This window comes from Mesorhizobium sp. M0184 (assembly GCF_040322215.1).
Taxonomy (GTDB): domain Bacteria; phylum Pseudomonadota; class Alphaproteobacteria; order Rhizobiales; family Rhizobiaceae; genus Mesorhizobium.
This window is the reverse complement of sequence record NZ_JAMYSZ010000038.1, coordinates 1-26,227: the sequence shown is the minus strand read 5'-3', so window position 1 is coordinate 26,227 and position 26,227 is coordinate 1. Positions and strand designations below refer to the sequence as shown.

General features: G+C 62.2%; 33 protein-coding genes. 19 read left to right on the top strand and 14 right to left on the bottom strand.

The annotated features are described in order from the left end of the window. Nucleotides 1-17 precede the first annotated feature (17 nt). Entirely contained in the window at nt 18-272 is a 255-nt protein-coding gene (locus NKJ23_RS29900; RefSeq protein ID WP_023674734.1) for a DUF2171 domain-containing protein, read from the bottom strand. Between the two features lie 247 nt (nt 273-519). Between NKJ23_RS29900 and NKJ23_RS29895 the strand changes: the two genes are divergently transcribed. From NKJ23_RS29895 to NKJ23_RS29880, 4 genes are read left to right on the top strand one after another with little or no spacing between them, the layout of a single operon-like run. Further along, entirely contained in the window at nt 520-1,245 is a 726-nt protein-coding gene (locus NKJ23_RS29895; RefSeq protein ID WP_352684207.1) for a DUF2259 domain-containing protein, read from the top strand. A gap of 11 nt (nt 1,246-1,256) precedes the next feature. Beyond that, complete coding sequence (locus NKJ23_RS29890) at nt 1,257-1,757, top strand: hypothetical protein (RefSeq protein ID WP_352637837.1); 501 nt, start codon at nt 1,257-1,259, stop codon at nt 1,755-1,757. A gap of 59 nt (nt 1,758-1,816) precedes the next feature. Then, a complete protein-coding gene (gene purB / locus NKJ23_RS29885; RefSeq protein ID WP_352684206.1) occupies nt 1,817-3,124 on the top strand; it encodes an adenylosuccinate lyase in 1,308 nt (435 codons plus the stop codon). Beyond that, nucleotides 3,124-3,696, top strand: coding sequence for an RBBP9/YdeN family alpha/beta hydrolase (locus NKJ23_RS29880; RefSeq protein WP_352684203.1), 573 nt, complete (start codon nt 3,124-3,126; stop codon nt 3,694-3,696). Before purB ends, NKJ23_RS29880 begins: the two co-directional genes overlap by 1 nt. A 1-nt stretch (nt 3,697) precedes the next feature. Here the strand turns inward: NKJ23_RS29880 and NKJ23_RS29875 are convergent, their stop codons facing one another. Then, nucleotides 3,698-4,510, bottom strand: a complete 813-nt coding sequence (locus NKJ23_RS29875; RefSeq protein ID WP_352590699.1) for a VOC family protein — start codon at nt 4,508-4,510, stop codon at nt 3,698-3,700. Between the two features lie 271 nt (nt 4,511-4,781). Here NKJ23_RS29875 and NKJ23_RS29870 point away from each other — a divergent pair, with 271 nt between their 5' ends. Next, on the top strand, nt 4,782-5,330 hold the full coding sequence (locus NKJ23_RS29870) for an RBBP9/YdeN family alpha/beta hydrolase (protein ID WP_023674728.1): 549 nt from the start codon (nt 4,782-4,784) through the stop codon (nt 5,328-5,330). On the opposite strand, the gene NKJ23_RS29865 is transcribed toward NKJ23_RS29870, so the two are convergent. Together NKJ23_RS29865 and NKJ23_RS29860 are read right to left on the bottom strand one after the other, a co-directional pair. After that, on the bottom strand, nt 5,327-6,100 hold the full coding sequence (locus NKJ23_RS29865) for an HpcH/HpaI aldolase family protein (protein WP_352576016.1): 774 nt from the start codon (nt 6,098-6,100) through the stop codon (nt 5,327-5,329). The two genes, NKJ23_RS29870 and NKJ23_RS29865, sit on opposite strands and share 4 nt — an antisense overlap. 118 nt (nt 6,101-6,218) lie before the next feature. Continuing rightward, entirely contained in the window at nt 6,219-6,539 is a 321-nt protein-coding gene (locus NKJ23_RS29860) for a DUF1476 domain-containing protein (protein WP_254817651.1), read from the bottom strand. Between the two features lie 270 nt (nt 6,540-6,809). Here NKJ23_RS29860 and purC point away from each other — a divergent pair, with 270 nt between their 5' ends. From purC to NKJ23_RS29830, 6 genes are read left to right on the top strand one after another with little or no spacing between them, the layout of a single operon-like run. Next, a complete protein-coding gene (gene purC / locus NKJ23_RS29855; protein ID WP_023674725.1) occupies nt 6,810-7,604 on the top strand; it encodes a phosphoribosylaminoimidazolesuccinocarboxamide synthase in 795 nt (264 codons plus the stop codon). A 40-nt stretch (nt 7,605-7,644) separates the two neighbouring features. Then, entirely contained in the window at nt 7,645-7,887 is a 243-nt protein-coding gene (gene purS, locus NKJ23_RS29850; protein WP_352684242.1) for a phosphoribosylformylglycinamidine synthase subunit PurS, read from the top strand. A 1-nt stretch (nt 7,888) separates the two neighbouring features. Then, nucleotides 7,889-8,557: a phosphoribosylformylglycinamidine synthase subunit PurQ gene (gene purQ, locus NKJ23_RS29845; protein WP_352614096.1), complete on the top strand. Its 669-nt coding sequence runs from the start codon at nt 7,889-7,891 to the stop codon at nt 8,555-8,557. 31 nt (nt 8,558-8,588) lie between these two features. Further along, nucleotides 8,589-9,254, top strand: a complete 666-nt coding sequence (locus tag NKJ23_RS29840; protein ID WP_352684200.1) for a glutathione S-transferase family protein — start codon at nt 8,589-8,591, stop codon at nt 9,252-9,254. Nucleotides 9,255-9,256: 2 nt separating this feature from the next. Beyond that, nucleotides 9,257-9,667 carry a hypothetical protein gene (locus NKJ23_RS29835; protein ID WP_352684198.1) on the top strand — a complete coding sequence of 137 codons (411 nt, stop codon included), beginning with the start codon at nt 9,257-9,259 and terminating at the stop codon, nt 9,665-9,667. Between the two features lie 4 nt (nt 9,668-9,671). After that, nucleotides 9,672-10,313, top strand: coding sequence for a Pr6Pr family membrane protein (locus tag NKJ23_RS29830; protein ID WP_352684196.1), 642 nt, complete (start codon nt 9,672-9,674; stop codon nt 10,311-10,313). A 14-nt stretch (nt 10,314-10,327) separates the two neighbouring features. Here the strand turns inward: NKJ23_RS29830 and NKJ23_RS29825 are convergent, their stop codons facing one another. Next, on the bottom strand, nt 10,328-10,573 hold the full coding sequence (locus tag NKJ23_RS29825) for a DUF1127 domain-containing protein (protein ID WP_352684194.1): 246 nt from the start codon (nt 10,571-10,573) through the stop codon (nt 10,328-10,330). A gap of 94 nt (nt 10,574-10,667) precedes the next feature. On the opposite strand from NKJ23_RS29825, the gene NKJ23_RS29820 reads away from it, so the two are divergent. The 3 genes from NKJ23_RS29820 to NKJ23_RS29810 all read left to right on the top strand — a co-directional run bounded on the left by NKJ23_RS29820 (nt 10,668) and on the right by NKJ23_RS29810 (nt 14,786). Further along, on the top strand, nt 10,668-12,080 hold the full coding sequence (locus tag NKJ23_RS29820) for an aminotransferase-like domain-containing protein (protein ID WP_352684192.1): 1,413 nt from the start codon (nt 10,668-10,670) through the stop codon (nt 12,078-12,080). Between the two features lie 148 nt (nt 12,081-12,228). Beyond that, the gene (gene purL, locus NKJ23_RS29815) at nt 12,229-14,466 is read left to right on the top strand and encodes a phosphoribosylformylglycinamidine synthase subunit PurL (RefSeq protein ID WP_352684190.1); all 2,238 of its coding nucleotides are present in this window, start codon (nt 12,229-12,231) and stop codon (nt 14,464-14,466) included. Between the two features lie 86 nt (nt 14,467-14,552). Then, on the top strand, nt 14,553-14,786 hold the full coding sequence (locus NKJ23_RS29810; RefSeq protein ID WP_023674714.1) for a BolA/IbaG family iron-sulfur metabolism protein: 234 nt from the start codon (nt 14,553-14,555) through the stop codon (nt 14,784-14,786). A gap of 12 nt (nt 14,787-14,798) precedes the next feature. On the opposite strand, the gene NKJ23_RS29805 is transcribed toward NKJ23_RS29810, so the two are convergent. Next, nucleotides 14,799-15,605, bottom strand: coding sequence for a phosphodiester glycosidase family protein (locus NKJ23_RS29805; protein WP_352684188.1), 807 nt, complete (start codon nt 15,603-15,605; stop codon nt 14,799-14,801). Between the two features lie 163 nt (nt 15,606-15,768). Between NKJ23_RS29805 and grxD the strand changes: the two genes are divergently transcribed. Further along, nucleotides 15,769-16,104: a Grx4 family monothiol glutaredoxin gene (gene grxD / locus NKJ23_RS29800; RefSeq protein WP_023674712.1), complete on the top strand. Its 336-nt coding sequence runs from the start codon at nt 15,769-15,771 to the stop codon at nt 16,102-16,104. Nucleotides 16,105-16,311: 207 nt separating this feature from the next. After that, nucleotides 16,312-17,511 (top strand): multidrug effflux MFS transporter, encoded by a 1,200-nt coding sequence (locus tag NKJ23_RS29795; RefSeq protein ID WP_502893744.1) that lies wholly within the window; start codon nt 16,312-16,314, stop codon nt 17,509-17,511. Here NKJ23_RS29795 and NKJ23_RS34770 read toward each other — a convergent pair. The 4 genes from NKJ23_RS34770 to rpsD form a co-directional block, all read right to left on the bottom strand. Continuing rightward, the gene (locus tag NKJ23_RS34770; RefSeq protein ID WP_502902593.1) at nt 17,508-17,816 is read right to left on the bottom strand and encodes a UCP034077 family protein; all 309 of its coding nucleotides are present in this window, start codon (nt 17,814-17,816) and stop codon (nt 17,508-17,510) included. The two genes, NKJ23_RS29795 and NKJ23_RS34770, sit on opposite strands and share 4 nt — an antisense overlap. A gap of 172 nt (nt 17,817-17,988) precedes the next feature. Further along, on the bottom strand, nt 17,989-18,816 hold the full coding sequence (locus NKJ23_RS29790) for an inositol monophosphatase family protein (protein ID WP_352684186.1): 828 nt from the start codon (nt 18,814-18,816) through the stop codon (nt 17,989-17,991). Then, the gene (ttcA, locus tag NKJ23_RS29785; protein WP_352474638.1) at nt 18,806-19,693 is read right to left on the bottom strand and encodes a tRNA 2-thiocytidine(32) synthetase TtcA; all 888 of its coding nucleotides are present in this window, start codon (nt 19,691-19,693) and stop codon (nt 18,806-18,808) included. Before ttcA ends, NKJ23_RS29790 begins: the two co-directional genes overlap by 11 nt. A gap of 153 nt (nt 19,694-19,846) precedes the next feature. Beyond that, on the bottom strand, nt 19,847-20,464 hold the full coding sequence (gene rpsD / locus NKJ23_RS29780; protein WP_023717376.1) for a 30S ribosomal protein S4: 618 nt from the start codon (nt 20,462-20,464) through the stop codon (nt 19,847-19,849). A gap of 379 nt (nt 20,465-20,843) precedes the next feature. Between rpsD and NKJ23_RS29775 the strand changes: the two genes are divergently transcribed. Next, a complete protein-coding gene (locus NKJ23_RS29775; RefSeq protein WP_023674706.1) occupies nt 20,844-21,056 on the top strand; it encodes a hypothetical protein in 213 nt (70 codons plus the stop codon). Between the two features lie 90 nt (nt 21,057-21,146). On the opposite strand, the gene NKJ23_RS29770 is transcribed toward NKJ23_RS29775, so the two are convergent. The 4 genes from NKJ23_RS29770 to NKJ23_RS29755 form a co-directional block, all read right to left on the bottom strand. After that, nucleotides 21,147-21,335, bottom strand: a complete 189-nt coding sequence (locus NKJ23_RS29770) for a DUF3008 family protein (RefSeq protein WP_023674705.1) — start codon at nt 21,333-21,335, stop codon at nt 21,147-21,149. A 76-nt stretch (nt 21,336-21,411) separates the two neighbouring features. Further along, nucleotides 21,412-22,224, bottom strand: a complete 813-nt coding sequence (murI, locus tag NKJ23_RS29765; protein ID WP_352474637.1) for a glutamate racemase — start codon at nt 22,222-22,224, stop codon at nt 21,412-21,414. Between the two features lie 157 nt (nt 22,225-22,381). Beyond that, nucleotides 22,382-23,026 carry a DUF805 domain-containing protein gene (locus NKJ23_RS29760; protein ID WP_352684184.1) on the bottom strand — a complete coding sequence of 215 codons (645 nt, stop codon included), beginning with the start codon at nt 23,024-23,026 and terminating at the stop codon, nt 22,382-22,384. 80 nt (nt 23,027-23,106) lie between these two features. Then, nucleotides 23,107-23,973 carry an RNA methyltransferase gene (locus NKJ23_RS29755; RefSeq protein WP_352684182.1) on the bottom strand — a complete coding sequence of 289 codons (867 nt, stop codon included), beginning with the start codon at nt 23,971-23,973 and terminating at the stop codon, nt 23,107-23,109. Between the two features lie 206 nt (nt 23,974-24,179). Between NKJ23_RS29755 and NKJ23_RS29750 the strand changes: the two genes are divergently transcribed. Together NKJ23_RS29750 and NKJ23_RS29745 are read left to right on the top strand one after the other, a co-directional pair. Continuing rightward, the gene (locus tag NKJ23_RS29750) at nt 24,180-25,391 is read left to right on the top strand and encodes an NADP-dependent isocitrate dehydrogenase (protein ID WP_096445278.1); all 1,212 of its coding nucleotides are present in this window, start codon (nt 24,180-24,182) and stop codon (nt 25,389-25,391) included. 11 nt (nt 25,392-25,402) lie between these two features. Then, nucleotides 25,403-26,029 (top strand): glutathione S-transferase family protein, encoded by a 627-nt coding sequence (locus NKJ23_RS29745; protein ID WP_352684180.1) that lies wholly within the window; start codon nt 25,403-25,405, stop codon nt 26,027-26,029. Nucleotides 26,030-26,227 lie beyond the last annotated feature (198 nt).

The window sequence follows — 26,227 nt, the reverse complement described above, 5'->3', positions numbered from 1 at the left end:
ATCAAACTGGATTATGATCAGGTGGGTTCGGATTTTTCTTCCTCGAAGGTGACCGCAACATCCGAATTTGCCGACAGCCGCACCTTCTGGCCCTCGACCTCGGCGACAAGGCTGAGAGGAATGAAGTGGTGATGGCCCCTGTGAGCACCCTCGCCGCTGTCGCGCTTGGTCAGCTTTATGCGATCTCCGTCAACCTTGTCGACGGTACCGACATGGACGCCGTCGGCGCCGATCACTTCCATACGTTCGCGAATCTTGGCTGCATCTGTCATGGGGGTCTCCCTTAGAGCGCCGCGCGTCCTTTTGAACGCGCAAACGACGCTCTAAACATTTTGAATCAATGCATCGTGCCTTCCGAAAATCGATTCTGATTTTCGGAAGGCACAATGCGGTGAAGCTGCCGACAATAACAAACGGCGGCCGGATTGGATGCATCGACTTTGTGTTTCAGTCAGCACGATCTTTTGACGGCATCGTGATAGGAATTTAACGGCGTCGACCGCCGGAATGGAAAGCCCCATGCGAAATCTTGCCCTGTTTGCAGTCTGCCTGCTTGCCCCGCTTGCAACTTTGGCCGCCGCCTACGCAGGCGATGTCGCCGAGCTTGAGATCCTCGGCTTCAGCAGTGATGGCGGGGTCTTTGCCTTCGAGGAATACGGCGTCCAGGACGGATCGGGATTTCCCTATGCGACCCGCTATTATATCGACACGGCCGACGACAGTTTCCTGAAGGGCTCGCCGATACGTGTCCGGCTCGACGACGAGAATGCCACGGTGGCCGCAGCGCGGCTGCAGGCCCGGCAAAGGGGCGAAGCGATCGTCCGTCAGGCGGAACTCACGGCAAATCGCGGCATCACCGCCGGCTTCAACCCGGTGACCGAGCTTTCTGCCGATCCCTTCCGCATGGTGGTCAATCCTCGCCCGATCTTCTCGCCGGTCGACGATCCGCTCGAGTTCCGGCTCGACCAGATCGGCATGAACGACACCGAACGCTGCCAGAGCCAGGGCGAGATCAATGGCTTTCGCCTGCTGCGCATCGAGGCGAAGGATGGCGGCCAGACGAGGATCATTCACGAGGACAAATCGATCCCGCAAAGCAGAGGCTGTCCGAATGGCTACCAGATCGGCGCGGTTCAGACATTTTCGCTGGATAGCCTCAGCGCCTATGCCGTGCTGATCGCGGTGCGCCAATACGGCTTCGAAGGGCCGGACTATCGCTGGATCGCGGTAACCGGTCGCCTGTGAAGTTCCCCGCCATGCGCTATCGCGCTCTGCGCCGTCTCCGCCGTGCTCTGCCGTCGCTGCGCACCGCATTTGCCGGTGCCTTGCTGTGGGCCATGGCGATGGGCGCCAGCGCGCTGCTCAATCTGCTGTTGTACGATTGGGAGACCCCGGCGAAGGTCCGCTTCGTCTCGCTGCTTTATGCTGCCGGCGGCGCGCTGGCCTTCCCGGTTGGGCTGTTTCTGGCGCGGCTCGTCTCGCTCGGACGCCACTGGGAAATCGCCCTCGCCGCCGCCTTCGTCTGCCTTCTCGCAGCGACGATCGCCGTCACCGGCGGCCTCTTTGGGCTGCAATACCGCTCCTACTATGTCCAATGGCATGCGCCCGCGTTCACCATCACCTGGGTTTTCCAGTTTGTGTTCACGATGTTGACGGCACTCTACCAGTTCGTCGTCCTTGGCATCCGGCTGTATTTTCCGCTCGGTTTCATTGCGCTCGCTGTCGTCAGTGTCTGGTTTGCGCGCCAGCAACGTTGAGCATTTTGCCTGCCTCTGTTAGGACGCGGGCAAATGCTCTCGCAAGTCAGGACCGACTGATGATCCCTCGCTACTCCCGGCCGGAAATGGTGGCCATCTGGTCCCCCGAAACCCGGTTCCGCATCTGGTTCGAGATCGAGGCCTACGCCTGCGACGCATTGGCCGAGCTCGGCGTCATCCCGAAGGAGGCCGCCAAGACCATCTGGGAGAAAGGCGGGGCGGCAAAATTCGATGTCGAAGCCATCGACGAGATCGAGCGGGTCACCAAGCATGACGTCATCGCCTTTCTCACCCATCTTGCCGAATTCGTCGGGCCGGATGCCCGCTTCATCCACCAGGGCATGACATCCTCCGACGTCCTCGACACCTGTTTTGCCGTGCAGCTCACCCGCGCCAGCGACATCCTGCTGGCCGACATTGACGGGCTGCTTGCGGCGCTCAAGCGCCGCGCCTTCGAGCACAAGGACACCATCACCATCGGCCGCAGCCACGGCATCCATGCCGAGCCGACCACCTTCGGCGTCAAGCTGGCGCAGGCCTATGCCGAATTCTCGCGTTGCCGCGAGAGGCTGGTGCATGCACGCGAGGACATCGCTACCTGCGCCATCTCCGGTGCGGTCGGCACCTTCGCCAATATCGACCCCTATGTCGAAGAATACGTGGCCAAGAAACTCGGACTGAAGCCGGAGCCGGTGTCGACGCAGGTGATCCCGCGCGACCGCCACGCGATGTTCTTCGCCACGCTCGGCGTCATCGCCTCGTCGATCGAGCGGCTGGCGATCGAGGTGCGCCATCTGCAGCGCACCGAGGTACTTGAAGCAGAAGAGTACTTTTCACCCGGACAGAAGGGCTCGTCGGCGATGCCGCACAAGCGCAACCCGGTGCTGACCGAGAACCTCACCGGCCTTGCCCGCATGGTGCGCTCCTTCGCATTGCCGGCAATGGAGAATGTGGCGCTGTGGCACGAGCGCGACATCTCGCATTCCTCGGTCGAGCGCATGATTGGGCCCGACGCGACGGTGACGCTCGATTTCGCGCTCTCACGGCTGACCAGCGTCGTCGACAAACTGCTCGTCTACCCCGACAAGATGCTGAAGAACATGAACAAATTCCGTGGCCTTGTGCATTCGCAGCGCGTGCTGCTGGCGCTGACGCAAGCCGGTGTTTCGCGCGAGGACGCCTACCGGCTGGTGCAGCGCAACGCCATGAAGGTGTGGGAGCAAGGCGCTGATTTTCTTGAGGAACTTTTGGCCGACAAGGACGTTGTCGCAGCCTTGCCCGAGGCCGAGATCCGCGAGAAATTCGACTTGGGCTATCATACCAAGCACGTTGATACGATCTTTAGCCGAGTGTTTGGAGAAGCCTGATGATTTCGTCGGCCGGAGATTTCGATTTCCTTGCCCTGCCCGGGCGCGGCAATTCCGGGCCGGATCATTGGATGTCGCATTGGTGCCGGGTGTTCCCCAATTCGAGCCGCGTGCTGCAGGCCGAGTGGGACCGGCCAAAGCCTGAAGACTGGATCGGCCAGGTGGATGCCGCGGTGGCCGCCGCACCGCGCCGCGTCGTGCTGCTTGCGCATTCGCTGGCGGTGGCGACGGCGGTGAAGTGGGCTGCCGGCGCCAGTCAAAGCCAACTCGACAAGGTCGCGGCGGCATTCCTGGTTGCCGCGACCAATGTCGAGGATGCCGATCCCTCATTCGACGCGGTGCGCCCGTTCGCGCCGATGCCGCTGAAGCGCCTGCCCTTCCCGGCATTGGTGGTGGCGAGCCGCAGCGACCCGCGCGTCACCTTCGACAAGGCGACCGCTTTTGCCGCAGCCTGGGGCGCGGATATCGCCGATGCCGGCGATCTCGGCCATATGGGGAACGAGGCCGGCCTCGGCGTATGGCCAGCGGGCCTGCTCATGCTTGGCCGCTTGTTCGAAAAAGCAAACCTCTAACCTACGCCTTACCGGGAACCGTCCTTATCACCGTGCCCCACGGATCCTCGCGGGTGGTCTCGCTTGCGGCATTGTCCGAGCGCATCTCGACCCAAGCCAAGCCGGAGCGGGCGGGATCGCGGCGACCGGCGCCCGCGCTCTGCCACGCATTTGCGCCAATGTGGTGATGATAGCCGCCGGACGACAGGAACACCGCCGCGCCACCGTACTTTGCCACTGTGTCGAAACCGAACTCCTGATGCCACCATGCTTCGGCTTCTTCCGGCCTGCCGACCCGCAAATGGACGTGGCCGATAATGCTGTTTTCCGGCGCGCCCTGCCAGCCGGTGTCGCCGGCCGGCACCTCGGCAACGACCGACGGAATGTTCAGCCGCTCCGTCGCCATCGCTATCTTGTCACCGTTCCATTTCCAGTCCTGCGGACGGCGGTCGGCATAGATCTCGATGCCGTTGCCTTCCGGATCGGTTAGGTAAAGAGCCTCGCTGACCAGATGATCGGATGCGCCCTCGATGCCGATCTTGCCGGCGATGGCGTGATTGATCCAGCGGCCGAGATCGGCCCGGCTGGGTAGCAGGAAGGCGGTGTGGAAAAGACCGGCGCTGCGCGGGTCATCGGGTTTCGCGGCCGGATCCGCTTCGATGTCGAGCAAAGGGCGATTGACTGCGCCGAGCGTAATCGTGCCGCCGGCGCGGCTCAGTTCCTGCAAACCGACCACTTTGCGATAGTAGGCAGCGAGATTGTCTGCATCGCGCGCCCGCAAGCCGACGCGGGCAACGCTGACCGGGGTCGTCGCGGCAAAAGGCAGTTCGCTCATCAAAGTGCTCCGTTCAGGCGGCGCTCGACAAGCTTCCAACAGAGCAATCCGGCGCCATCAATCATTCTACGCCATGTCCGTGCCAAAATCTCGGAACAGCCATTCTTTCCCAGCGACAGATCGTTGATCGCGATCGTTCACACAAGAGCGCAAGAAGCGAACAGGGTGTTCACAATAGCGAGCAGAACCGGGCTCGTAAGCGGCCGTTTGCGTGTCGCTGTTGAGTTCATACCCGGTTGCACCCGACAGCGCCTCTCGCTACATGCGCGCCATGAAAGTCAGGGAAGCAGATATTCTCATCGTGCCGGGCTACACCAATTCCGGCCCCGATCATTGGCAGAGCCGCTGGCAGTCGAAACTATCGACAGCGCGCCGCGTCGAACAGGCGGAATGGTCGAAGCCGGTGCGCGAGGATTGGACGGCCGGTGTCGCCAAGGCGGTTAACGAGGCCGAGCGGCCGGTCGTCATCGTCGCCCATTCGCTTGGCGTCGCGGCGGTCATTCAAGCATTGCCTCGGTTCGAGAGGCCGGTCGCCGGCGCTTTCTTCGTGGCGCCACCCGATGTCGCCAATCCAGAGATAAAGCCGAGGCACCTGATGACCTTCGGCCCCTATCCGCGCGACCCGCTGCCGTTTCCGTCGGTGGTGATCGCCAGCCGCAACGACCCGTTCTGCGCCTTCGGCGTCGCCGAGGACATTGCCGGGGCGTGGGGCTCGCTGTTCATCGACGCCGGGGATGCCGGTCATCTCAACGCGGATTCCGGCTTCGGCCCCTGGCCTGAAGGCTCGATGACGTTCGCGAAATTCCTGACGGATCTCTAGGAAGCGATCGAATCCCTGACGCTGTTCAGCAGGGTCTTTGCCCCAAGCGAAATCAGCGAATGCTCGGAACCCATCGCCAGCAGCCGGTAACCCATCGACACCACGCGACCGGCGATGGCCGGTTCCATCACATAGATCGCCGCATGCTTGCCGGCTTTGCGGGTGCGCTCGGCGATCGAGGCGACGGTCCCCATCATGCTCTCCAGCGTCGAACTGACGGTGGTGCCCTTCGACCAGGCGATCGAGAAATCCGACGGGCCAAGGAAGATACCGTCGATGCCCGGCGTGTCGAGGATGCCGTCGAGTGCATCAAGCGCGGCCCGCGTTTCGACCATGGCGAACGCCATGGTGCGCTGGTTGCTGTCGCGCAGCCAGTCGGCATAGTCGCCCTTGCCATGGCGCGGAAAAGCATAGGTCGGGCCCCAGGAGCGCTCGCCGAGTGGCGGGTATTTCATTGCGGCAGCAAACAGCTTTGCGTCCGCCACCGAATTCACCATCGGGGCGATCACCGCCTCGGCGCCGAAGTCAAGCGCACGGCTGGCCATGTCGAAGCGGCCGACCGGGATGCGTACCAAAGCCGGCTTGTTGGCGGCCAGCACCGGCACAAGCCCGCGCAGCACGCTATCCTCGTGATGGCCACCATGCTGCATATCGAGCGTAACCGCGTCGAATCCTTGCCTGGCCAGTATCTCGACCGTCAAGGCATCCGGCACGCCGGACCATGCGGTGAACAGCGTCTCGTCGGCCGCAAGGCGTGACTTCAGGGACATTGGCGATTTCCTCTTTGCTTGCAGCAATTCAGCCGGAAATGACCGCAAAGGCAAAGAAAAACCGCCCGGTGAGGCCGGGCGGTCGATTGGTCCAGCATTCGAAGAATATCGATGGGGATCAGGTGTTCTTGATCTGCTCGATCGCCTGCGCCATCAATTCATCCATAGTGCGGCGGATCTGATGGTCCGACTGGTCGATGCCGGCCGCATCGAAATCCTTGCGTATCTTGCGGAAAACGTCGTGATCGCCGGCTTCCTCGATGTCGCTGACGACCACTTCCCTGGCATAAGCGTCGGCATCGGTGCCGGACTTGCCGAGCTTTTCGGCAGCCCACAGGCCGAGCGCTCTGTTGCGGCGTGCCGCAGCCTTGAACCGAAGTTCCTCGTCGAATGCGAATTTGCGCTCAAAGCCCTCTTCGCGGTCTTTCATGCTGCTCATGGCATCCCTCCGTGAAATCCGATTCGTTGTGCCAATATGTGTTGCCGGAGCACAAACCAAAAGGGCGCCGGCCGGTCAATATGCTACATTGCTTGCTGCGCTGCGGCATTTCGGTGCCCGAAAGCGGTTGATTGAAAGGATTTGCCGATTGAGCAAACAGTGCGATTGGGATAGACACCGGCATTGAACCCCACCGTCGCCATCTTATTTTAGGCAGACGGACAGGAACTGGTCGCTTGCCGCCTGCCCGCAAATCCAGAGAAAAATCAGATGAAAAATCGCCGCCGCATTTATGAAGGCAAGGCCAAGATCCTTTATGAGGGACCGGAGCCTGGCACGCTGATCCAGTTCTTCAAGGACGACGCTACCGCTTTCAACAAGAAGAAGCATGAAATCGTCGATGGCAAAGGCGTGCTCAACAACCGCATTTCCGAGCACATCTTCAATCATCTCAACCGGATGGGCATTCCGACCCACTTCATCCGCCGGCTCAACATGCGCGAGCAGTTGATCAAGGAAGTCGAGATCATCCCGCTCGAAGTGGTGGTGCGCAACGTCGCCGCCGGCTCGCTGGCCAAGCGCCTGGGCATCGAGGAAGGCACCGTGCTGCCGCGCTCGATCATCGAATTCTATTACAAGGCCGATGCGCTCGACGATCCGATGGTATCGGAAGAGCACATCACCGCCTTCGGCTGGGCGAGCCCTCAGGAGATCGACGATGTCATGGCGCTGGCCATTCGCGTCAACGACTTCCTTTCCGGCCTGTTCATGGGCGTCGGCATCCAGCTGGTCGATTTCAAAATCGAATGCGGCCGCCTGTTCGAAGGCGATATGATGCGCATCGTCGTTGCCGATGAGATCTCGCCGGATTCCTGCCGGCTGTGGGACGTGGCGACGCAGGACAAGCTCGACAAGGACCGCTTCCGCCGCGACATGGGCGGGCTGGTCGAGGCTTATCAGGAAGTTGCCCGCCGTCTCGGCATCATGAACGAGAACGAGCCACCGCGTCCGGCCGGGCCGGTGCTCGTCGCATCGACCGACGGTGTCAAAGGTAAGCCGCACTGACGGCTTGCCCGCTCAACAGGTGAACAGGAGCATGTCCAGCGTGATCAAGGCCCGCATTACCGTAACCCTCAAGAACGGCGTGCTAGACCCACAAGGCAAGGCAATCGAGCACGCGCTGTCCGCAATGGGTTTCGGCGGCGTCGGCCAGGTGCGGCAAGGCAAGGTTTTCGACGTCGAATTGGCCGAGAGCGACAGCGCCAAGGCCGAGGCCGATCTGAAAGCCATGTGCGACAAGCTTCTGGCGAATACAGTGATTGAGAATTACGCGGTGGAGATCGCCTGAGGTGAAATCAGCCGTCGTCCTGCTCCCAGGCCTCAATCGCGACCGCGACATGATCGCGGCGCTGACCAAGATTTCCGGCACGCCGCCGGTCACCGTCTGGCAGACCGACACCGACATTCCCGATGTCGACCTGATTGCCATTCCCGGCGGCTTTTCGTTTGGCGATTATCTGCGCTGCGGCGCCATTGCCGCGCGCATGCCGGTGATGCGGGCTGTCGCCGAAAAGGCGGCCAAGGGCGTCATGGTCATCGGCGTCTGCAACGGCTTCCAGATCCTGGTCGAGGCAGGCCTGCTGCCGGGCGCATTGATGCGAAACACCTCGCTGAAATTCGTCTGCCGGCAAGTCAAGCTGCAGATTGCTAATGCCAACACGATGTTTACCCGCCGCTATCAGCCGGGCCAGGTCATCCGCGCGCCGGTGGCCCATCATGACGGCAATTATTTCGCCGATGCCGAAACGCTGGCCCGCCTCGAAGGGGAAGGCCAGGTGGTATTCCGCTATGCCGAAGGCACAAATCCCAATGGCTCGATCAACGACATTGCCGGCATCGTCAACGGCCGCGGCAATGTGCTCGGCCTGATGCCGCATCCCGAGAACCTGATCGAAGCGGCGCATGGCGGCAGCGACGGCCGGGCGCTGTTCGAAAGCGCACTGGGCATCGCCGCTTGATACCTTCAATTTTCCTCCTGGAGCCACGGTCATGAAACTCTATTCGCGGCCGTTGTCGCCCTATTCGTCGATCGTGCGGGCGTTGGCCTACATCAAGAACGTGCCGCTCAAGCTCATTGCACCGCCGCCGGGGTTTCCCATCCCCGAGGCATTTCGTGCCATCTCGCCGTTGAACCGGATTCCGGTGCTGATCACCGGCTCCGGCGAAACGATCGTCGAATCGGTGGTCATCGCCGAATATCTGGAGGAGCGCTTTCCCGAGCCGGCGCTGCTGCCGAGGGACTCGAAGGACCGGGCGCTGGTGCGCATGTTCGCCCGCATCACCGACCTCGACGTGCTCGCCCCGACCATGAAGCTGTTCGAGCTCCATTTCGTGCCGCAGCGCAACGAGGCGGAGATCAAGGCACAGTTAGCCCGATTGCATCACGGGCTCGCGGCAATCGAGGCGCGCATGGCGCATGGCCCGTTCGCGCTCGGCGACGACATCTCCTTCGCCGATGCCTGGCTGACGCCGACCCGCTTCGTCTTCAACAATTTCAGGGCGACGATCGGCCGCCCCGATTTGCTTGACGCCTATCCGAAATTCGATGCCTACGAGCAGATTGCCTTGCAGCATCCGGCGCTGTCGCGCGTCTGGGGTGAGATGACAGACGGTCTGAAGGTGTTTCTGTCCGAACTCGAGATGGGCGCCGCTTGAACATGAGACCGACGACCACGCGCCTCGCCGTCGCTACTGCCGCCGGGCTTGTACTCGCCTCATGCCAGTCAGGCCCGAAGAGCACGCCGGCGCCGGCGGGCAAGAGCGCGTCACTGCTTGCCATGGAACAGGTGGCAATCGCTGCCCACAAATGCTGGATCGCCAGCAAGGACCCTGCCTTCAAATCTTACCAGATGGCCAACGAACTGAATTCGTTTAGCGGCACGCCGCGCTTCCTGCTGGTGCCGGCCAAACATTATGGTGGAAAGCCGTTGCTGGTCGTGCAAGCGCAAGGCAATTCGAGCCGCGTCGACGTGTTCGGCCCATTGATGGCGGAACCGCTCGGCGCACGCATTGGCTCGGACATTGCCCGCTGGCAGGCGGGCAATCCGGCCTGCGGCGCGGCAGCGTAGCGCCATGGGTCGCTTCCTGCAGATATCAGGTCTGGTCATAGGTCTGGCCGCGCTCGTCCTGCAAACCTGCATCACCATTCCGGCATCGATGGAAGCCGGTCGCAGCCTGCTCGGCTCGCTCGTCCGCTATTTCAGCTTCTTCACCATCCTGACCAATATCGGCGCGGTGCTCGTCCATGCGTCGCTGCTGTCGTCCAGCGGTCATGCCTGGTTCCCGGCCTTTGCCGGGCCGCGAGTGCGAGCGGGCATCGCCGTCGCCATAACCCTGGTCTTCATCGTCTATGCCACGGTTCTGGCGCAGCTTTGGCACCCGCAAGGCTTGTTCCTGCTCTGCGACGTGCTCCTGCACTATGTGACGCCGGTGCTGTTCGTGCTGTGGTGGCTTGTTGCCGGCGCCGACGGCACCACACGGTGGCGCGACATCTCCTGGTGGATGATCTATCCGCTCGCCTATCTGGCCTACGCATTGCTGCGGGCGCCGACTGCCGGCGAAGTGCCTTACCCGTTCCTCGATGTTGCCAAAAATGGAGCGGTCAGCGTCGCCGTCTCGGCCGTGGCCATCACAGGGCTTTTTCTCGTGCTATCTATTGTGGCGGTGCTTGTGGACCGCGGCGTCGCGCGGATCAGGGCGGCGACCGTCCGCTAAAGCGCTCGAACGCATCAGTCCCAGAACGGCCTCAGACCCTCACGATGGGCATCGCAGCGCGAGATACCGATGTCCTTGAGCTGATCGTCGGTCATCTCGAGCAGGAGCAGCCGACTGCGCCGGCGCTCCAGGAGACCGCCGATCCATCGGGCGAATGACGTGACCGCTTGCACGAGCCGGCGAACGTAGGATCTCCGGCCTGAAGGACCGAGTCCGGGCAATTCAGCTGCCGTGCTATGGATTGTGCCTATTGTACCCATTTTCTTTCTTACCAAAACTGCAATTGTGCCCTTTTGTATCGCCCGTTTCATATGTATTGACTCTTATTTCGGTGCAATGTAGAAAATTGTCACCATGACAACTTGGCTTCCAGACCTTACCGCCGGCACCGGCCCGCTCTATCAGCGGCTTGCCGATTCCATCGAGACGGACATCGACCGCGGCTTGATCGGCGCAGGGGCAAAGCTGCCGCCGCAGCGCGATCTGGCATACGACATCGGCACGACCGTCGGCACCGTCGGCAGGGCGTATCAATTGCTGCGCGAGCGGGGATTGGTCAGCGGCGAGGTCGGCCGCGGAACCTATGTTCTCGCTCAACAGTCGGAGAGCGCAAAGCCGGATTTCCTGGGGCCGGTCGAACAAGGCACGCGCTATATGGATGCGCCCGGCGACAAGCTGCGCTTCGATAGCACCGCCGCACCGGATGTCGGCCAGGGTGCCATCGTCGCGGATTTGTTGACACGCACGGCGCAAGACCATCCGCATGAGATTTCAAGCTATACTCGTGATTTCCCGGACCGCTGGTTCGAAGCCGGCAGGCGCTGGCTGTCGCGCAATTCCTATCGCCCGGCGACGGATGCAATCGTTCCCACGCTCGGCACCCACGCCGCCGTGATGGCAACTATTGCGGGGCTCACCGCCCCCGGCGACTATGTCGTCTTCGAGCACCTCACCTATTCGCAGATTTCCCGCAGCGCCGGCTTGATCGGTCGCCGGACCGCACTGGTGGCGGCTGACGACGAGGGCATCGATCCCCAGGATTTCGAGCGCGTCTGTGCACAAAAGCATCCGAAAATGATGTTTTTGATGCCGACGGCCAAGAACCCGACGCTGACTACGCTGTCGGCATCGCGCCGCGAGGCAATCGCGCATGTCGCCCGTCAATATAACGTCGTCCTGATCGAGGACGATCTCTATGGCGGACTGACCGATGACCCAACGCCTTTAATGGCCGAATATGCTCCCGAACGGACCATCGTTGCCGGCGGCCTGTCGAAATCGGTTGCGGCGGGTGTTCGCGGCGGCTGGCTCGCTTGCCCGCCGGCCTATCGTCACCGCATCCGGGTTGCCCACAAGATGATGACGGGCGGCCTGCCCTTTCTGCTGGCGGAGGTGGGCAGCCGGCTGGTGCTGTCCGGTCAGGCCGCTGAGGTGCGCAAGCGCAGCATTGCCGAGATCGGTGCGCGCATCGCGATCGTGCGCGAGACACTCGACGGCTTCGATTTCAAGGCGCTGGATAACGTGCCGTTCGTCTGGCTCACTTTGCCGGACCCATGGCTTTCCGGCACTTTCAAGCAGGCCTGCCTCGAACATGGCGTGCTCATCGACGACGAGGACGAGTTCAAGGCAGGGCGTTCCGAACAGGCCTTTCACGGCGTACGGTTTGGCATCTCGCAACCGCGGCAGCGGGACGATATCGCGCACGGCGTCGCGGTAATCCGGCGGCTTCTGGACGAGGGCCGCGCCGGCTACGACAGCTTTTCCTGAACCGGCTTGAAACCGGCGGGTCGAGTGGCGATCTTTCGCAACTTGCGGTCAGCTGTTGCTTTCCATCGTTTTAGTCATCCAACGGGGTGTATCGGCTGCAACGCTTGCGATAAGACGGGACTCGATCCCAAGGACACAATTGCCGATCATGACCATTTCCAATTCCGTGCCGATCACTCCTGAACTCATTACCGCGCACGGGCTGAAGCCCGACGAGTACCAGCGCATCCTCGACCTGGTCGGGCGCGAACCGAGCTTTACCGAACTTGGAATTTTTTCGGCGATGTGGAACGAGCATTGTTCCTACAAATCCTCGAAGAAGTGGCTGCGCACGCTGCCGACCACCGGGCCGCAAGTCATCCAGGGTCCGGGCGAGAATGCCGGCGTGGTCGACATCGGCGACGGCGACTGCGTCGTCTTCAAGATGGAGAGCCATAACCACCCCTCCTATATCGAGCCTTATCAGGGAGCTGCGACCGGCGTCGGCGGCATCCTGCGCGATGTCTTCACCATGGGCGCGCGGCCGATCGCGGCGATGAACGCGCTGCGCTTCGGCGCGCCGGACCATCCCAAAACCAGGCACCTCGTTGCCGGTGTCGTTTCCGGCGTCGGCGGCTATGGCAATTCCTTCGGCGTGCCGACAGTCGGCGGCGAGGTCAATTTCGACGCCCGCTACAATGGCAACATCTTGGTCAATGCCTTTGCGGCGGGGCTTGCCAAGACTGATGCGATCTTCCTGTCGGAAGCCAAGGGTGTTGGCCTGCCGGTGGTCTATCTCGGCGCCAAGACCGGGCGCGACGGTGTCGGCGGCGCCACCATGGCCTCGGCCGAGTTCGACGACAAGATCGACGAGAAGCGGCCCACCGTGCAGGTTGGCGATCCGTTCACCGAAAAATGCCTGCTCGAAGCATGCCTCGAACTGATGGCGTCCGGCGCCGTTATCGCCATCCAGGACATGGGTGCCGCCGGCCTCACCTGCTCGGCGGTCGAGATGGGCGCCAAGGGCGACCTCGGCATCGAGCTCGATCTCGACAAGGTGCCGGTGCGTGAAGAGCGCATGAGCGCCTATGAGATGATGCTTTCGGAGAGCCAGGAGCGCATGCTGATGGTGCTGCGCCCCGAAAAGGAAAAACAGGCCGAGGCGATTTTCCACAAATGGGGCCTCGACTTTGCCATCGTCGGCAAGACCACCGACGATCTGCGCTTCCGCGTGCTGCACCAGGGCGACGAGGTCGCCAACCTGCCGATCAAGGATCTCGGCGACCAGGCGCCGGAATATGACCGTCCCTGGGTCGATCCGAAGAAGCCGGCGCCGCTGGCCGGCGATGCACCTCAAGCCGACGTGGCCGAGGCACTGCTCAAGCTGCTGGGCGGACCAGACCTGTCCTCGCGCCGCTGGGTGTGGGAGCAGTACGACACGCTGATCCAAGGTAATTCGCTGCAGCTTCCCGGCGGCGACGCCGGTGTCGTGCGCGTCGACGGCCACCCGACCAAGGCGCTCGCCTTCTCCTCCGACGTGACGCCGCGCTATTGCGAAGCCGACCCTTACGAGGGCGGCAAGCAGGCGGTTGCCGAATGCTGGCGCAATCTTACCGCCACCGGTGCTCTGCCGCTCGCGGCCACCGACAACCTCAATTTCGGCAATCCGGAACGGCCGGAGATCATGGGTCAGTTGGTCGGCGCGGTGAAAGGTATTGGCGATGCCTGCAGGGCGCTTGGCTTCCCGATCGTCTCCGGCAACGTCTCGCTCTACAATGAGACCAACGGCCAAGGCATCCTGCCGACACCGACCATTGGCGGCGTCGGGCTGATTGCCGACTGGTCGAAAATGGTGCGCATCGGCTTTGCCGCCGAAGGCCAGATGATCGTGCTGGTCGGCGCGCCGACGATATGGGGCACGCATCTTGGCCAGTCGGTCTATATGCGCGACATTCATGGCCGCGCCGACGGCCCGCCGCCGCCGGTCGATCTCGGCCACGAGAAGCGGGTCGGCGACCATGTGCGGGCACTGATCGGCTCCGGTGTCGTTACCGCGGCGCATGACGTTTCCGATGGCGGCATCGCGGTGGCGCTGGCCGAGATGGCGATGGCCTCCGGCATCGGCGCGACCATCCCCGGCCTGATCGGCACAGATCCAATCCCGGTCTGGTTCGGCGAGGACCAGGGCCGCTATCTCTTGACGCTGTCGATCGACCCGCAGAGCGAGCAATGGGACGCCATTCGCGAACAGCAAAACAAGCTCGGCGTTTTTGCGCCGTGGATCGGCTCGACCGGCGGCAGCGAACTGAAGCTGGGCGAGGCGCGTGCGATACCGGTCAGCGAATTGACCGACGCCCACGAATCCTGGTTCCCTCGCTTCATGGCAAATGAGGTCGTGGACCCGTGAAGTGATCGAGTGGGCCCCTTTCCCTGTGGTTCATCCGCCATTTCGACCATATCTATGAGCTCACGACCTGAACAAGGAATCCTCATATGGCAATGGACGCCCACGACATCGAACGGCTGATCAAGGAAGGCATTCCCGACGCCAAGGTGACGATTCGCGACCTGGCCGGCGACGGCGACCATTATGCGGCTGAGGTTGTGGCCGAAAGCTTTCGCGGGAAAAGCCGGGTCCAGCAGCACCAGATGGTCTATGACGCGCTGAAGGGCAATATGGGCGGCGTGTTGCACGCGCTTGCCCTGCAGACCAGCGTGCCGGACTGAGCTCTCTTGCAGTTACCGGCTCGCAAGCTTCTTACCGGTCACGGCGATGATCGGCCCGACCGGATAGCTTCCACCCACAATCATCCGCTCGCCGTTCGACAGCGCCGAAACGACCCCGTCGAAGAAAAGCGCGTTGGGACAATTGAGCGCATCTCGAAACAGTCGCGCGAAGCTGCCGAGGCTGACCTCAGAGCGCGAGATCGCCAGCACGACAGTGTTTTCGTCACGCACGCCGATGCCATTGCGGATATAGCGCGATGTGCCGTTTTGCTCGAAGCGGGGATGAAGCCGGCCGTCGATCACCAGCATCGGGCCGGATTGCGTGGCAAACATCACGTCCAGTCTGGTCGCAGCATAGGCGCTTGTCTCCATGACCGCCGCCTTGCCGTCCTTCCGGACCAGGAAGACGCCATTCGGTTTCAGGAAGAAATTCCCTTCGCTGTCGGCGACGTTGATCGGCGCCTTCTCCCGGCCGTCTTCGACGAGAAGGCCGACCGGAGTCAGGTCTTGGTGATACATGCCGGCGTTCATGGCGAGCAGCACCGGCCGGCCATGATCCGCCATCGCCTTGTCGAATTTGTCCAGTGAACCGAAAGCCTTGCCGTCAAGGCCTGCATGGAACACACCGATGTCATAGTGGCGCAGATCGATTTCGCAGACGACATAGGCGACCGCCTCGAAGCTCGCGTCGCGGCACGGCGCCGGTAATTCACCGCCGACGACGAGAGATGGCTGTCTCGGCGACCTGGCCCACCAGATCAAGGACAGTGCGGCGAACAGAACGGCGAGGAGGAACCCGGCGAGATATCGTCTTTTCATCGCGCCTCGGGAAAGATGGTGGCCAACGCTCTTGGCCCAAGATCAGACGTTCCTTTGCGCCATTTGCATGGCAAGGCGGCAAACATCTTGTTTCGCGCAACCCATGGGTTTATTTGAAGGGTAATGTTCGAGCCTGACTCCCACAGGCATGAAAGGGTATTCCATGAGCGGCATCAACGACTACATCGACAATGAAGTGAAGGGCAACGACGTCGTTCTCTTCATGAAGGGCACGCCCGGCTTCCCCCAATGCGGATTTTCCGGCCAGGTCGTGCAGATCCTCGACTATATCGGCGCCGACTATAAGGGCGTCGACGTGCTGACGTCGGCCGAACTGCGGCAAGGCATCAAGGACTATTCCAACTGGCCGACCATCCCGCAGCTCTACGTCAAGGGCGAGTTCGTCGGCGGCTGCGACATCATCCGCGAGATGTTCCAGGCGGGCGAATTGCAGACCTTCCTCGTCGAAAAGGGCGTCAGCGTCAAAGGCGCCGCCTGACTTCTGTTTCTGCGTATGACCTTCCGCCTGCGATTTTCGGGGGTCATGCGCTAAGCGCCGGGGCAGCCCCCACCTTGGCAAAAAGTTCTGCCCGCTATCGGGCAATCAACGAATGGATGCGTCGGCCAGCCGGCGCATTTTCGTTTGAGGATCGGACTGGCCTTGGATCAGCAAGCACAAGCGCAGCAAAAGGCAAGCACCTTGCCCATTCCGCGCTGGGAATTCATTGCGCTGTGCGCGGCGCTGATGGCGCTCAATTCGCTGGCAATCGACATTATTTTGCCGGCGCTGCAGCAGATCGGCGCTTCGCTTGGCATCGAAAATGAAAACCACCGGCAATATGTTGTCACCGCCTATATCCTTGGCTTTGGCGGCGGACAGCTGTTCTTCGGGCCGATCTCGGACCGCTTCGGGCGCCGCGCGCCGCTTGTCGCAGGGCTGGTGATCTACGTCCTGGCGGCCGGCGCTGCGGCAATCGCCCCGTCATTCGCCACGCTTCTGCTATGCCGGGCGGTGCAAGGCATCGGCGCGGCGGCGACGCGCGTCATTGCCGTCTCGATCGTGCGCGATACGTTCGACGGAAGGCGCATGGCCGAAGTCATGTCCTTGATCTTCATGGTGTTCATGGCCATTCCGGTGGTGGCGCCCGGTATCGGCCAGTTCATCATGCTGTTTGCGACCTGGCATGTGATCTTCGTCACCATGGCAGCCGGCGCGCTGATCGTGTCCGCCTGGTCGCTGCTGCGCCTGCCCGAGACACTACACCCCGAATATCGCCGGCCGCTGACGCTGTCCTCCATCATCGGCGGCTTCCGCATCGTTCTCACCAACCGCATCGCGCTCTGCTACGCCTTTGCCAGCACCTTCATCTTCGGCGCCATGTTCGGCTTCATCGCCTCGGCCCAGCAAATCTATGTCAGCGTGTTCAATGTCGGCGAGATGTTCCCCGTCATCTTCGCGGGGGTTGCCGGCGTACTTGCTTTTTCGAACTACCTCAACTCGCGCCTCGTCGGCCGCATCGGCATGCGCCGTCTGTCGCAAAGCGCGCTGCTGCTGTTTCTGGCCATCAGCCTTGCCTGGCTGGTCGTTTCCATCGAAATAAAGATGCCGCTCTGGCTCTTCATTACCTTCTTTGCCTGCGCCATGGTCCCGTTCGGCGCGCTCGGCGCGAACTTCAACGCGCTCGCCATGGAGCCGCTGGGGCACCTGGCCGGCACTGCGTCGTCGATCCTTGGGTTCATGCAGACATTTCTTGGCGGCATTCTCGGTACGCTGATCGGCCAAGCCTTCAACGGCACGGTGACGCCGCTGGCCGCCGGGTTCTGCAGCGTGTCGGTGGCGGCGCTGCTGATGATCCTGCTGGCCGAGCGCGGCAGACTGTTCCAGCCGCATAACCCGCCGGTTTAATGCACATTGCGCGTGCGCCTAGGATGCACCCTCACTGACCGCGGTGAAGCGGGGGAACAGCGTACGTCCTGCGATTGCTCCACCCATACTGTCCGAAAAAGGGGCAGTGGAAGAGCCTTGTCGAGCGCCTCGAGGACGGAAGCCACGAAGGCCCGATTGAGCGGACCATCGTCCCCTAGATGGGAGTAAGTGGCGCGCGGCTTGCCGATAAGCGTGCCGTTTCGGCGAATTGAGAACTGCAGCGTCAGGGTCATGCCCGCGGTTCCGGGCGGCGGCTTCCAACAGGCGAAGATCGCGGAGAACATCTCGTCTATGGTGTCGACGGAGTCGGGACTGCGACATGCGCGTTCCCCAGCGCTTGCTTCATTGACACCGGCAACCAAGGCAAGGGCAAAGGCCGTTGCAACAATTGCGGACCGAGGTTTCATTCGAGGTCTCCGGTTTCGCACAGGATTGGACAACTTTGGCAGCGAAGAGTTATTCCGCCCAGAGCTCGCGGCGCAGCTCCCGCCAGCTCTCCCGGTCCGGCGCGACCAGCAGGCCACCTCCGACATGCGACGGCAGATAGGCGCTGCCGTCCAAGCGCGCGGCATGGCCGCCCGCCTCCGCATGGATCAGCACGCCAGGCAGGTGATCCCAAGGCATCAGCTTGTTGTAGACGACGAAATGGCCGTGGCCGCTGGCCAGCAGGCGGTATTCGTGGGCGGCGCAGCGATAATTGAACTGCGATAGCGACTTGGTCTGGTTGCGCGCCAAACGTGAGCGGTCCGGCTCGGGCACGTAGTGCCATGAGACCGCACCGGTCATTTCCGACATCGGCGCCGGTTTGGCGACATGGACCTTTTCCAGATTGCCATGGGCATGGCGGATATGGCTGCCGGCGCCACTAACGCCGATCAGCCAATCCTTGCCGACGGGATCGTGGATGATGCCGGCGACCGTCTCGCCCTTGATCACGACGCCAAGCATGACGCCGAAAAGCGGCACGCCGGAGGCGAAGTTGAAGGTGCCGTCGACCGGGTCGATGACGAAGGCGAGTTCGGCATCGCCGAGACCGTCGAGCAGCGTCGGGTCGTCGGAGCAGGCCTCCTCGCCGACGATCATTGCGTGGGGATAACGCTGGCGCAGCCTGGCGGTGATGAGCCGTTCGGCATTGACGTCGGCCTCGGTGACGAGATCGGCGGCCGAGGTCTTGCGACGGACGTCGCCCTCGCTCAACCGGCGAAAGCGCGGCATGATCTCGGCGACGGCGGCTTCCGACAGAAGGTCGGCAAGCCAGTCGATCGCGCTATCGTCAAATGTCATCGGGACGCCTGGTGGTGAGGGTTTCGTTGAGGGCGGCGAAATCGAACAGCTTCCTGTCGAGCAGATGCGAACGCCGCACATTGGTCATGGCGCGGATCATCGTGTCCTTGCGGCCAGGCATGCGCTTCTCGATGTCGTCGAGCATCGCCTTCATGGCGTTGCGCTGCAGGCCTTCCTGGCTACCGCACAGATCGCACGGAATGATCGGGAATTTCATGGCGCCGGCGAATTTCTCGAGATCGGCTTCCGCACAATAGGCGAGCGGCCGCAGCACCATGACATCGCCTTCGTCGTTGAGCAGCTTCGGCGGCATGGCGGCAAGGCGTCCGCCATGGAACAGGTTCATGAAGAAGGTTTCCAGTATGTCCTCGCGGTGATGACCGAGCACCAGCGCCGAGCAGCCCTCCTCGCGGGCAATGCGATAGAGATGGCCGCGCCGCAGCCGCGAGCACAGCGAGCAATAGGTGCTGCCCTCGGCCAGCTTGTCGGTGACCACCGAATAGGTGTCCTGATATTCGATGCGATGCGGAATGGCATATCTATCGAGATAATCGGGCAATATGTGCTTGGGAAAGTTCGGCTGGCCCTGGTCGAGATTGCAGGCCAACAGCTCGACCGGCAGCAGCCCGCGCCATTTGAGATCGAGCAGCACGGCAAGCAGGCCGTAGGAATCCTTGCCGCCCGACAGAGCGATCAGCCAACGGTCGCCGGGCCTCACCATGGCGAAATCGTCGATCGCCTGGCGGGCAAGCCGCAACAGCCGCTTGCGCAGCTTGTTGAACTCGACGGAGGACGGCACATCGGCAAACAGCGGATGAAAGCCGCCTTCGGTGTCGGCGACCGGTTCGAGTGTTTCGGCGTCTGGCAGCATATTCATGGCGCGTCCGCCCCAAGATCCTGTTGCCGCCCGCAGTAGCGCATCGGACCGAAAACCGAAATCGATTTCGGAATCACGCCGCGGAAAAAGGAACGAAAAAAGAAAGGCCGCCTCGACGGGCGGCCTTCGATTGTATCGCGACGAACGCGCCGATCAGCGCGAATAGAACTCGACGACCAGGTTCGGTTCCATCTGCACGGCAAACGGAACGTCCGCCAGGCCGGGGATGCGCGTGAAGGCCGCGGTCATCTTGTTGTGATCGGCCTCGATATAATCGGGCACGTCGCGCTCGGCCAGGCCCACCGATTCCAGCACGATGACCAGCTGCTTCGACTTCTCGCGCACTTCGATGACATCGCCCGGCTTGCAGCGGTACGAGCCGATGTTGACGCGCTTGCCGTTGACGTTGACGTGGCCGTGATTGACGAACTGGCGCGCCGCAAAGATGGTCGGCACGAACTTGGCGCGGTAGACGACCGCGTCGAGGCGCGATTCGAGCAGGCCGATCAGGTTCTCCGAGGTGTCGCCCTTGCGGCGGTCCGCCTCTTCATAGACCTTGCGGAACTGCTTTTCCGACACGTCGCCATAGTGGCCCTTCAGCTTCTGCTTGGCGCGCAGCTGCAGGCCGAAATCGGAAAGCTTGCCCTTGCGGCGCTGGCCATGCTGGCCGGGGCCGTATTCACGCTTGTTGACCGGGGACTTCGGGCGGCCCCAGATGTTTTCGCCAAGACGGCGGTCGATCTTGTACTTCGCGGATTCGCGCTTGCTCATCGCATTCCCTTTCAAAACAACACACCCGGAACCTCATGGTCCGGGCGAAGGAAACGCGCCCTCCTCTGGCCTCCGTTTTCGAGACCTGACAGGGTTTTCCACGCAACGCGACGGAAAACCCACGGGACACGTCATTTCAAACAAGACATAGGGAAAGTAAACCGGCTTCCCAAACGTCTTGCACACATAAAGAAAACCACCGGGCATTGCGGCCCGGTGTTGGTGGGCTGGTTAAACGGAGATTTAACCGCTGTCAAGCTTCCGGCTGGCGCGAATCGCCGAACCGGATAGTGTTACGGTTGTAGAACGTGCCGGATGTGGCGGGAGGTTGCGCCAGCGGCATCAGGAAGGGACTGAAATCAGAGGAGCTGGAATTCGCATGAAGAAGTTCTTCCTTACGTTGGTAGGCGCCGCGGTGATGGCCGGCACGATGGCGGTCGCGCCCGAGCCGGCGCAGGCCCGGCATTGGCATGGGCACAGGCATCACCAGGTCTGCCGCATCGTGGTGAAGAAGAAGGTGGTGTGGCGCCACGGTCATCGCAAGGTGATCCGCTACAAAGTGCGGCGCTGCGGGTGGGGCTGGAACTGGTAATTTTCGTCCTCGCCCGTTGAGACTTCATGGCCCGCGGCTCAGCCGCGGGCCTTTTATTGACCGGCATCCGCCGTCAGAATGGCCAGTCGATCAGTGTTTCGACTTCTTTTCCGGCAGGCCCTTGCGCTTGGTCTCGGCGAATTCCTCGAGCTGTTTTTCGCTCATGGATTTATACATTCCCTTCGACGCGCCTTTGAGCGCGCCCTTCTTGGTCTCGCCGCGCTTGGCTGACAATGCCGCGCCGGCCGCTTTCTGCTGGGCTTTTGAGGTGGCTGGCATGATGGTTTCTCCCGTTTCCAATGAGAGGAAAACGCATTGTCCGGTGTGATGTTCCCAAAGCGAAAATTGCCTGCGATCAGGATATCGCCAGGCCAAATCCCTGCATCAGCCGACGCGTCGGAAAATCGGCGCTGTTCGAGGTGAAGAATGCAAGGTCGGCGCCTTCCGGCAGTGCCTCTCTGCGATAGCGGGCCTCGGTATCGGCAAGCAGCGACAGCGCCCGGCGTGCGATCGCCTCGGCCGGGTCGAGCCAGTCGACCGGCCACGGTGCTGTCTTGCGCATGCGGTTGGCCAAAAACGGATAATGGGTGCAGGCAAGCACGACGATGTCGGTGCGCAGCCCGTCATGCTCGACGAAGCACGGCGCGATCTCGGCGCGCACGGCGTCCTCGTCGACAAAACCATCGCGCATATAGGCTTCGGCCAATGCAGCCAGCCTGTCGCTGCCGACCAGGCGGACGTGGCATTTCTGCGCCCATTTGCTGATCAGGTCGCGCGTGTACTGGCGCTTGACGGTGCCGGGCGTCGCCAGCACCGAAACCAGGCCCGAGCGCGTGCGTTCCGCCGCCGGCTTAATGGCCGGCACGGTGCCGACGAAAGGGTGGCCGGGAAACCGCTCGCGCAAGGCATCGATGACCAGTGTCGAGGCGGTGTTGCAGGCGATGACCGAAATGGCCGGCGAAAACCGGTCGAGCAGCCTGGCGAACAACTCCAGGATATGTGTTCTCAGCGCCGGTTCCTCCCAGCCGCCGAAGGGGAACGCCGCGTCGTCGGCGACATAGATGAAGCGGCGGTCAGGCATCAGCACGCGCGCCTCACGCAGCACGGTGAGGCCGCCAATGCCGGAATCGAACATCAGGATCGGACGGGCGCTCGATGGATCGGTCATTGTCATTGAGTCACTAAGGGCTGGGAATCACTAAGGGCTGGGAATCACAAACGAGATCACGAGGGAAGGCCCGGCCCATGCTTTCTGCTTCGGCCAATGATGCTTTATCCCGGCCGCTTCTATGTGGAACCATCATGGCCTTGATGCGGCGAGCCGGTCACACAAGGCCGCGCTTGCCGAAGCCGCCGGGCCGCGGCCGGCCGTTCGCCGGAGATGCAGGTTGAGATGCAGGGTGGTTCGACGGCACCGGCGCGGCCCGCGTGGCGTAGGCTGGAGCCAGGGCCGTCGCGCCGGCGGCTGACGCTGAATGGAGCGCGGCGGCGGCGCGCAGCGGCCCGGGCGGGTCGAAATCGTCGAAACTCAGGGATGACGCCATATCCGCAGAGCCACCGCCCGCCGGCTTGCCCGCCAAGATGACGGCCCACAGCCCGACAAGAGCCAATCCCAGCAGGTTAAGGCCGGAATGCGAATCTTCGCCGTCGAATTTTACGACAAGAACAGTGCCGGCCTGCAGGATCGCGAACAGCGTCGAGAACACGATATACGACCAAAGGATCCAACCCGACCCTTGCGCGTCGCGGCTTCGACGCCAGGCGAAATTCGCGCGGAACAGAACGATCACCAGCGAGGTAACGAGAACAGCCGCGGCCAGCCCTTCCCTGGAAGGACCGGGTTTCGAATTGGCCAAACCCTCGAAGCCGACGGTCCCCACGACGCACAGCACGAATGTCACGATTTCCGCAACCAGCAAGGCCGCGGAATAGAAGAAAAAGCGAAGACGCCCGATATTTGAATTGAACATCGAAAGGATCCATCGTTTTCCAGACAATGGATCACACCAAATAACATTCGGTTACTGGTGAGGTATGGGTCGTTCCGAGGCTAGTCTTTGTCTGTCGCCCTGCCAGCGCGCCGGGCCGCCGCCGGGAGCCGCCTTGGATCGTCGCCGGGCGATCCGTCGCCGCGCGGCATGGCCGGCGAGAACCTGTCCAGCGATGATAGTATGCCGCGCAGCACCTTGAGCTCCGGCTCAGCAAAGCCGGGGCGGGTCAGCACTGCACGCAAATTGTCGACCATCTTCGGCTTCTTCGCTGCCGGGCGGAAATAGCCGCGCGCCTCCAGTGCACCTTCCAGATACGCCAACAGGCCGTGCAATTCTTCCTTGGCAGCCGGCGGCATTTCGGGGCCGGAGAAGTTGGTCCTGGTCTCGTCTTCCAGGCCGGACTTCATCCATTCATAGGACATCAGCAGGGCAGCCTGGGCGATGTTGAGCGAGGAGAAGGCTGGATCGACGGGGAAAGTGACGATCTCGTCGGCAAGGCCGACCTCGTCATTATAGAGGCCGAAGCGCTCGCGGCCGAACAGGATGCCGGTGCGCTGGCCGGCCCGCTGCCGCGCGCGCAGCGCCCTGCCCGCCTCGACCGGACCGCGCACCGGCTTGAAATTGTCGCGCGCGCGCGCCGTGGTGGCGAAGACGAAGTTCAAATCGGCAATCGCCGAGGCGAGGTCATCGAACACCGTGACTGCATCGATGACGTGGTCGGCGCGGCTTGCGGCGGCACGCGCCTTCTCGCTCGGCCAGCCGTCGCGCGGATTGACGAGCCGCAGCTCGGAAAGGCCGAAATTGGCCATGGCGCGTGCAACCATGCCGATATTCTCGCCGAGCTGCGGCTCGACCAGGATGATCGCCGGTCCGGACGCTGGAGTTCCGGAGGCAAGAGGGGTGTCGGGATCCTGGGTAGCGGCCATGGTTGTCAGTGAACTGCTGTTTGCGGCATTTCGCAGTCCCCTGCCACATTTGGCGGCGAAAATGAAGCTTTCGCAAGGAATGCCGACACTACGGCGCGGTTCGCCGTTTGCGCGGCCAAAAAGCCTTTGATATACGGGCCGCATCCCAGGGCCGGCAGCCGTGCGGGCAAGGCCGTTCCGTTCCCCAAAAGCGAGGCATTCTTTCCATGGCGAAGATCAAGGTGGCGAACCCGGTCGTCGAACTCGACGGCGACGAGATGACCCGCATCATCTGGCAGTTCATCAAGGACAAGCTGATCCACCCTTATCTCGACCTCAAGCTCGAATATTACGACCTCGGCATCGAGCACCGCGACGCCACCAACGACCAGGTGACCATCGATTCGGCCAATGCCATCAAGAAATACGGCGTCGGCGTGAAATGCGCGACGATCACGCCCGACGAGCAGCGCGTCGAGGAATTCAAGCTGAAGAAGATGTGGAAGTCGCCGAACGGCACCATCCGCAACATCCTCGGCGGCACCATCTTTCGCGAGCCGATCATCATGAAGAACGTGCCGCGGCTGGTGCCCGGCTGGACCAAGCCGATCATCGTCGGCCGCCACGCCTTCGGCGACCAGTACCGCGCCACCGACTTCCGCTTCCCCGGCAAGGGCAAGCTGACGATCAAATTCGTCGGCGAGGACGGCCAGGTGATCGAGCACGACGTCTTCGACGCACCCGGCGCCGGCGTCGCCATGGCCATGTACAATCTCGACGAATCGATCCGCGAATTCGCCCGCGCCTCCCTGAACTACGGCCTGCTGCGCAATTATCCCGTCTACCTCTCGACCAAGAACACCATCCTCAAAGCCTATGACGGACGCTTCAAGGACATCTTCCAGGAGGTCTACGAGGCGGAGTTCGAAGCAGAATTCAAAGCGAAGAAACTCTGGTACGAGCACCGGCTGATCGACGACATGGTGGCCTCCAGCCTGAAATGGTCGGGCGGCTATGTCTGGGCCTGCAAGAATTATGACGGCGACGTGCAGTCCGACACGGTGGCGCAAGGCTTCGGCTCGCTCGGCCTGATGACCTCGGTGCTGATGACGCCGGACGGCAAGACCGTCGAGGCGGAAGCCGCGCACGGCACCGTTACCCGCCACTATCGCCAGCACCAGAAAGGCGAGGAGACCTCGACCAATTCGATCGCCTCGATCTTTGCCTGGACGCGCGGCCTCGCGCATCGCGCCAAGCTCGACGACAATGCCGAACTGAAGCGCTTTGCCGAGACCCTGGAAAAGGTCTGCATCCAGACGGTCGAGTCCGGCTTCATGACCAAGGACCTGTCGCTGCTGATCGGCCCCGACCAGCCATGGCTTTCGACCACCGGCTTCCTCGACAAGATCGACGAGAATTTGCAGAAAGCGATGGCCTGAGCCCAACCGGCATGGGCAAGCCGGTCGTCTACGGCGCGGATTACAGCGTCTACGTGCGCATCGTGCGGCTGGTGCTGGAGGAAAAGGGCGTCGGCTACGAGCTCGTGCCCGTCGACATCTTTGGCGCGGACGGCATTCCCGGCTGGTATTTCGAGCACCAGCCGTTCGGCCGCATCCCGGCCTTCGAGCATGACGGCTTTCGCCTCTACGAGACCGGCGCGATTGCCCGTTATGTCGACGAAGCCTTTGGCGGCCCGGCGCTGCAGCCGGTCGAAGCCCGGCCTCGAGCACGCCTGAACCAGATCACCGGCCTGCTCGACGCCTACGCCTACAGGACTATGGTCTGGGATGTCGCTGTCGAGCGGCTGGAAAAAACGCCGCCCGACGAAGCCGTGATCGCCAACGGGTTGCGGCAGGCGAGAACGGCATTGCAGGCGCTCTCTTCGCTGAAAGCCGAAGGGCCTTGGCTGTTGGGGACGGACCTGACGCTGGCCGACCTGCACGCCGCACCGATCATCGGCTATTTCGTCAAGGTCGCCGAGGGACAAGCCCTGCTGGCCGAGTTTGCCGAGATTCGGGATTGGTATGCGCGCATCACTCAACGCGCGAGTTTTGCGAAAACCGAAAAGGCAAGGTGACAAAGATACGAGAGGCCGAGGGACAGCACCCCCTCTGTCCTGCCGGACATCTCCCCCTCAAGGGGGGAGATTGGCAGGTTCATTGCCCCGCTTTTCTTCAATCATTGACAAGTGAGTTGTGTGCGTCAAGTTCTGCAAAATGGCGTGGCATTGCGGTGACGTCGGCGTGTCCGCCGCGCAGCCCCCGTGTTTAGCGGA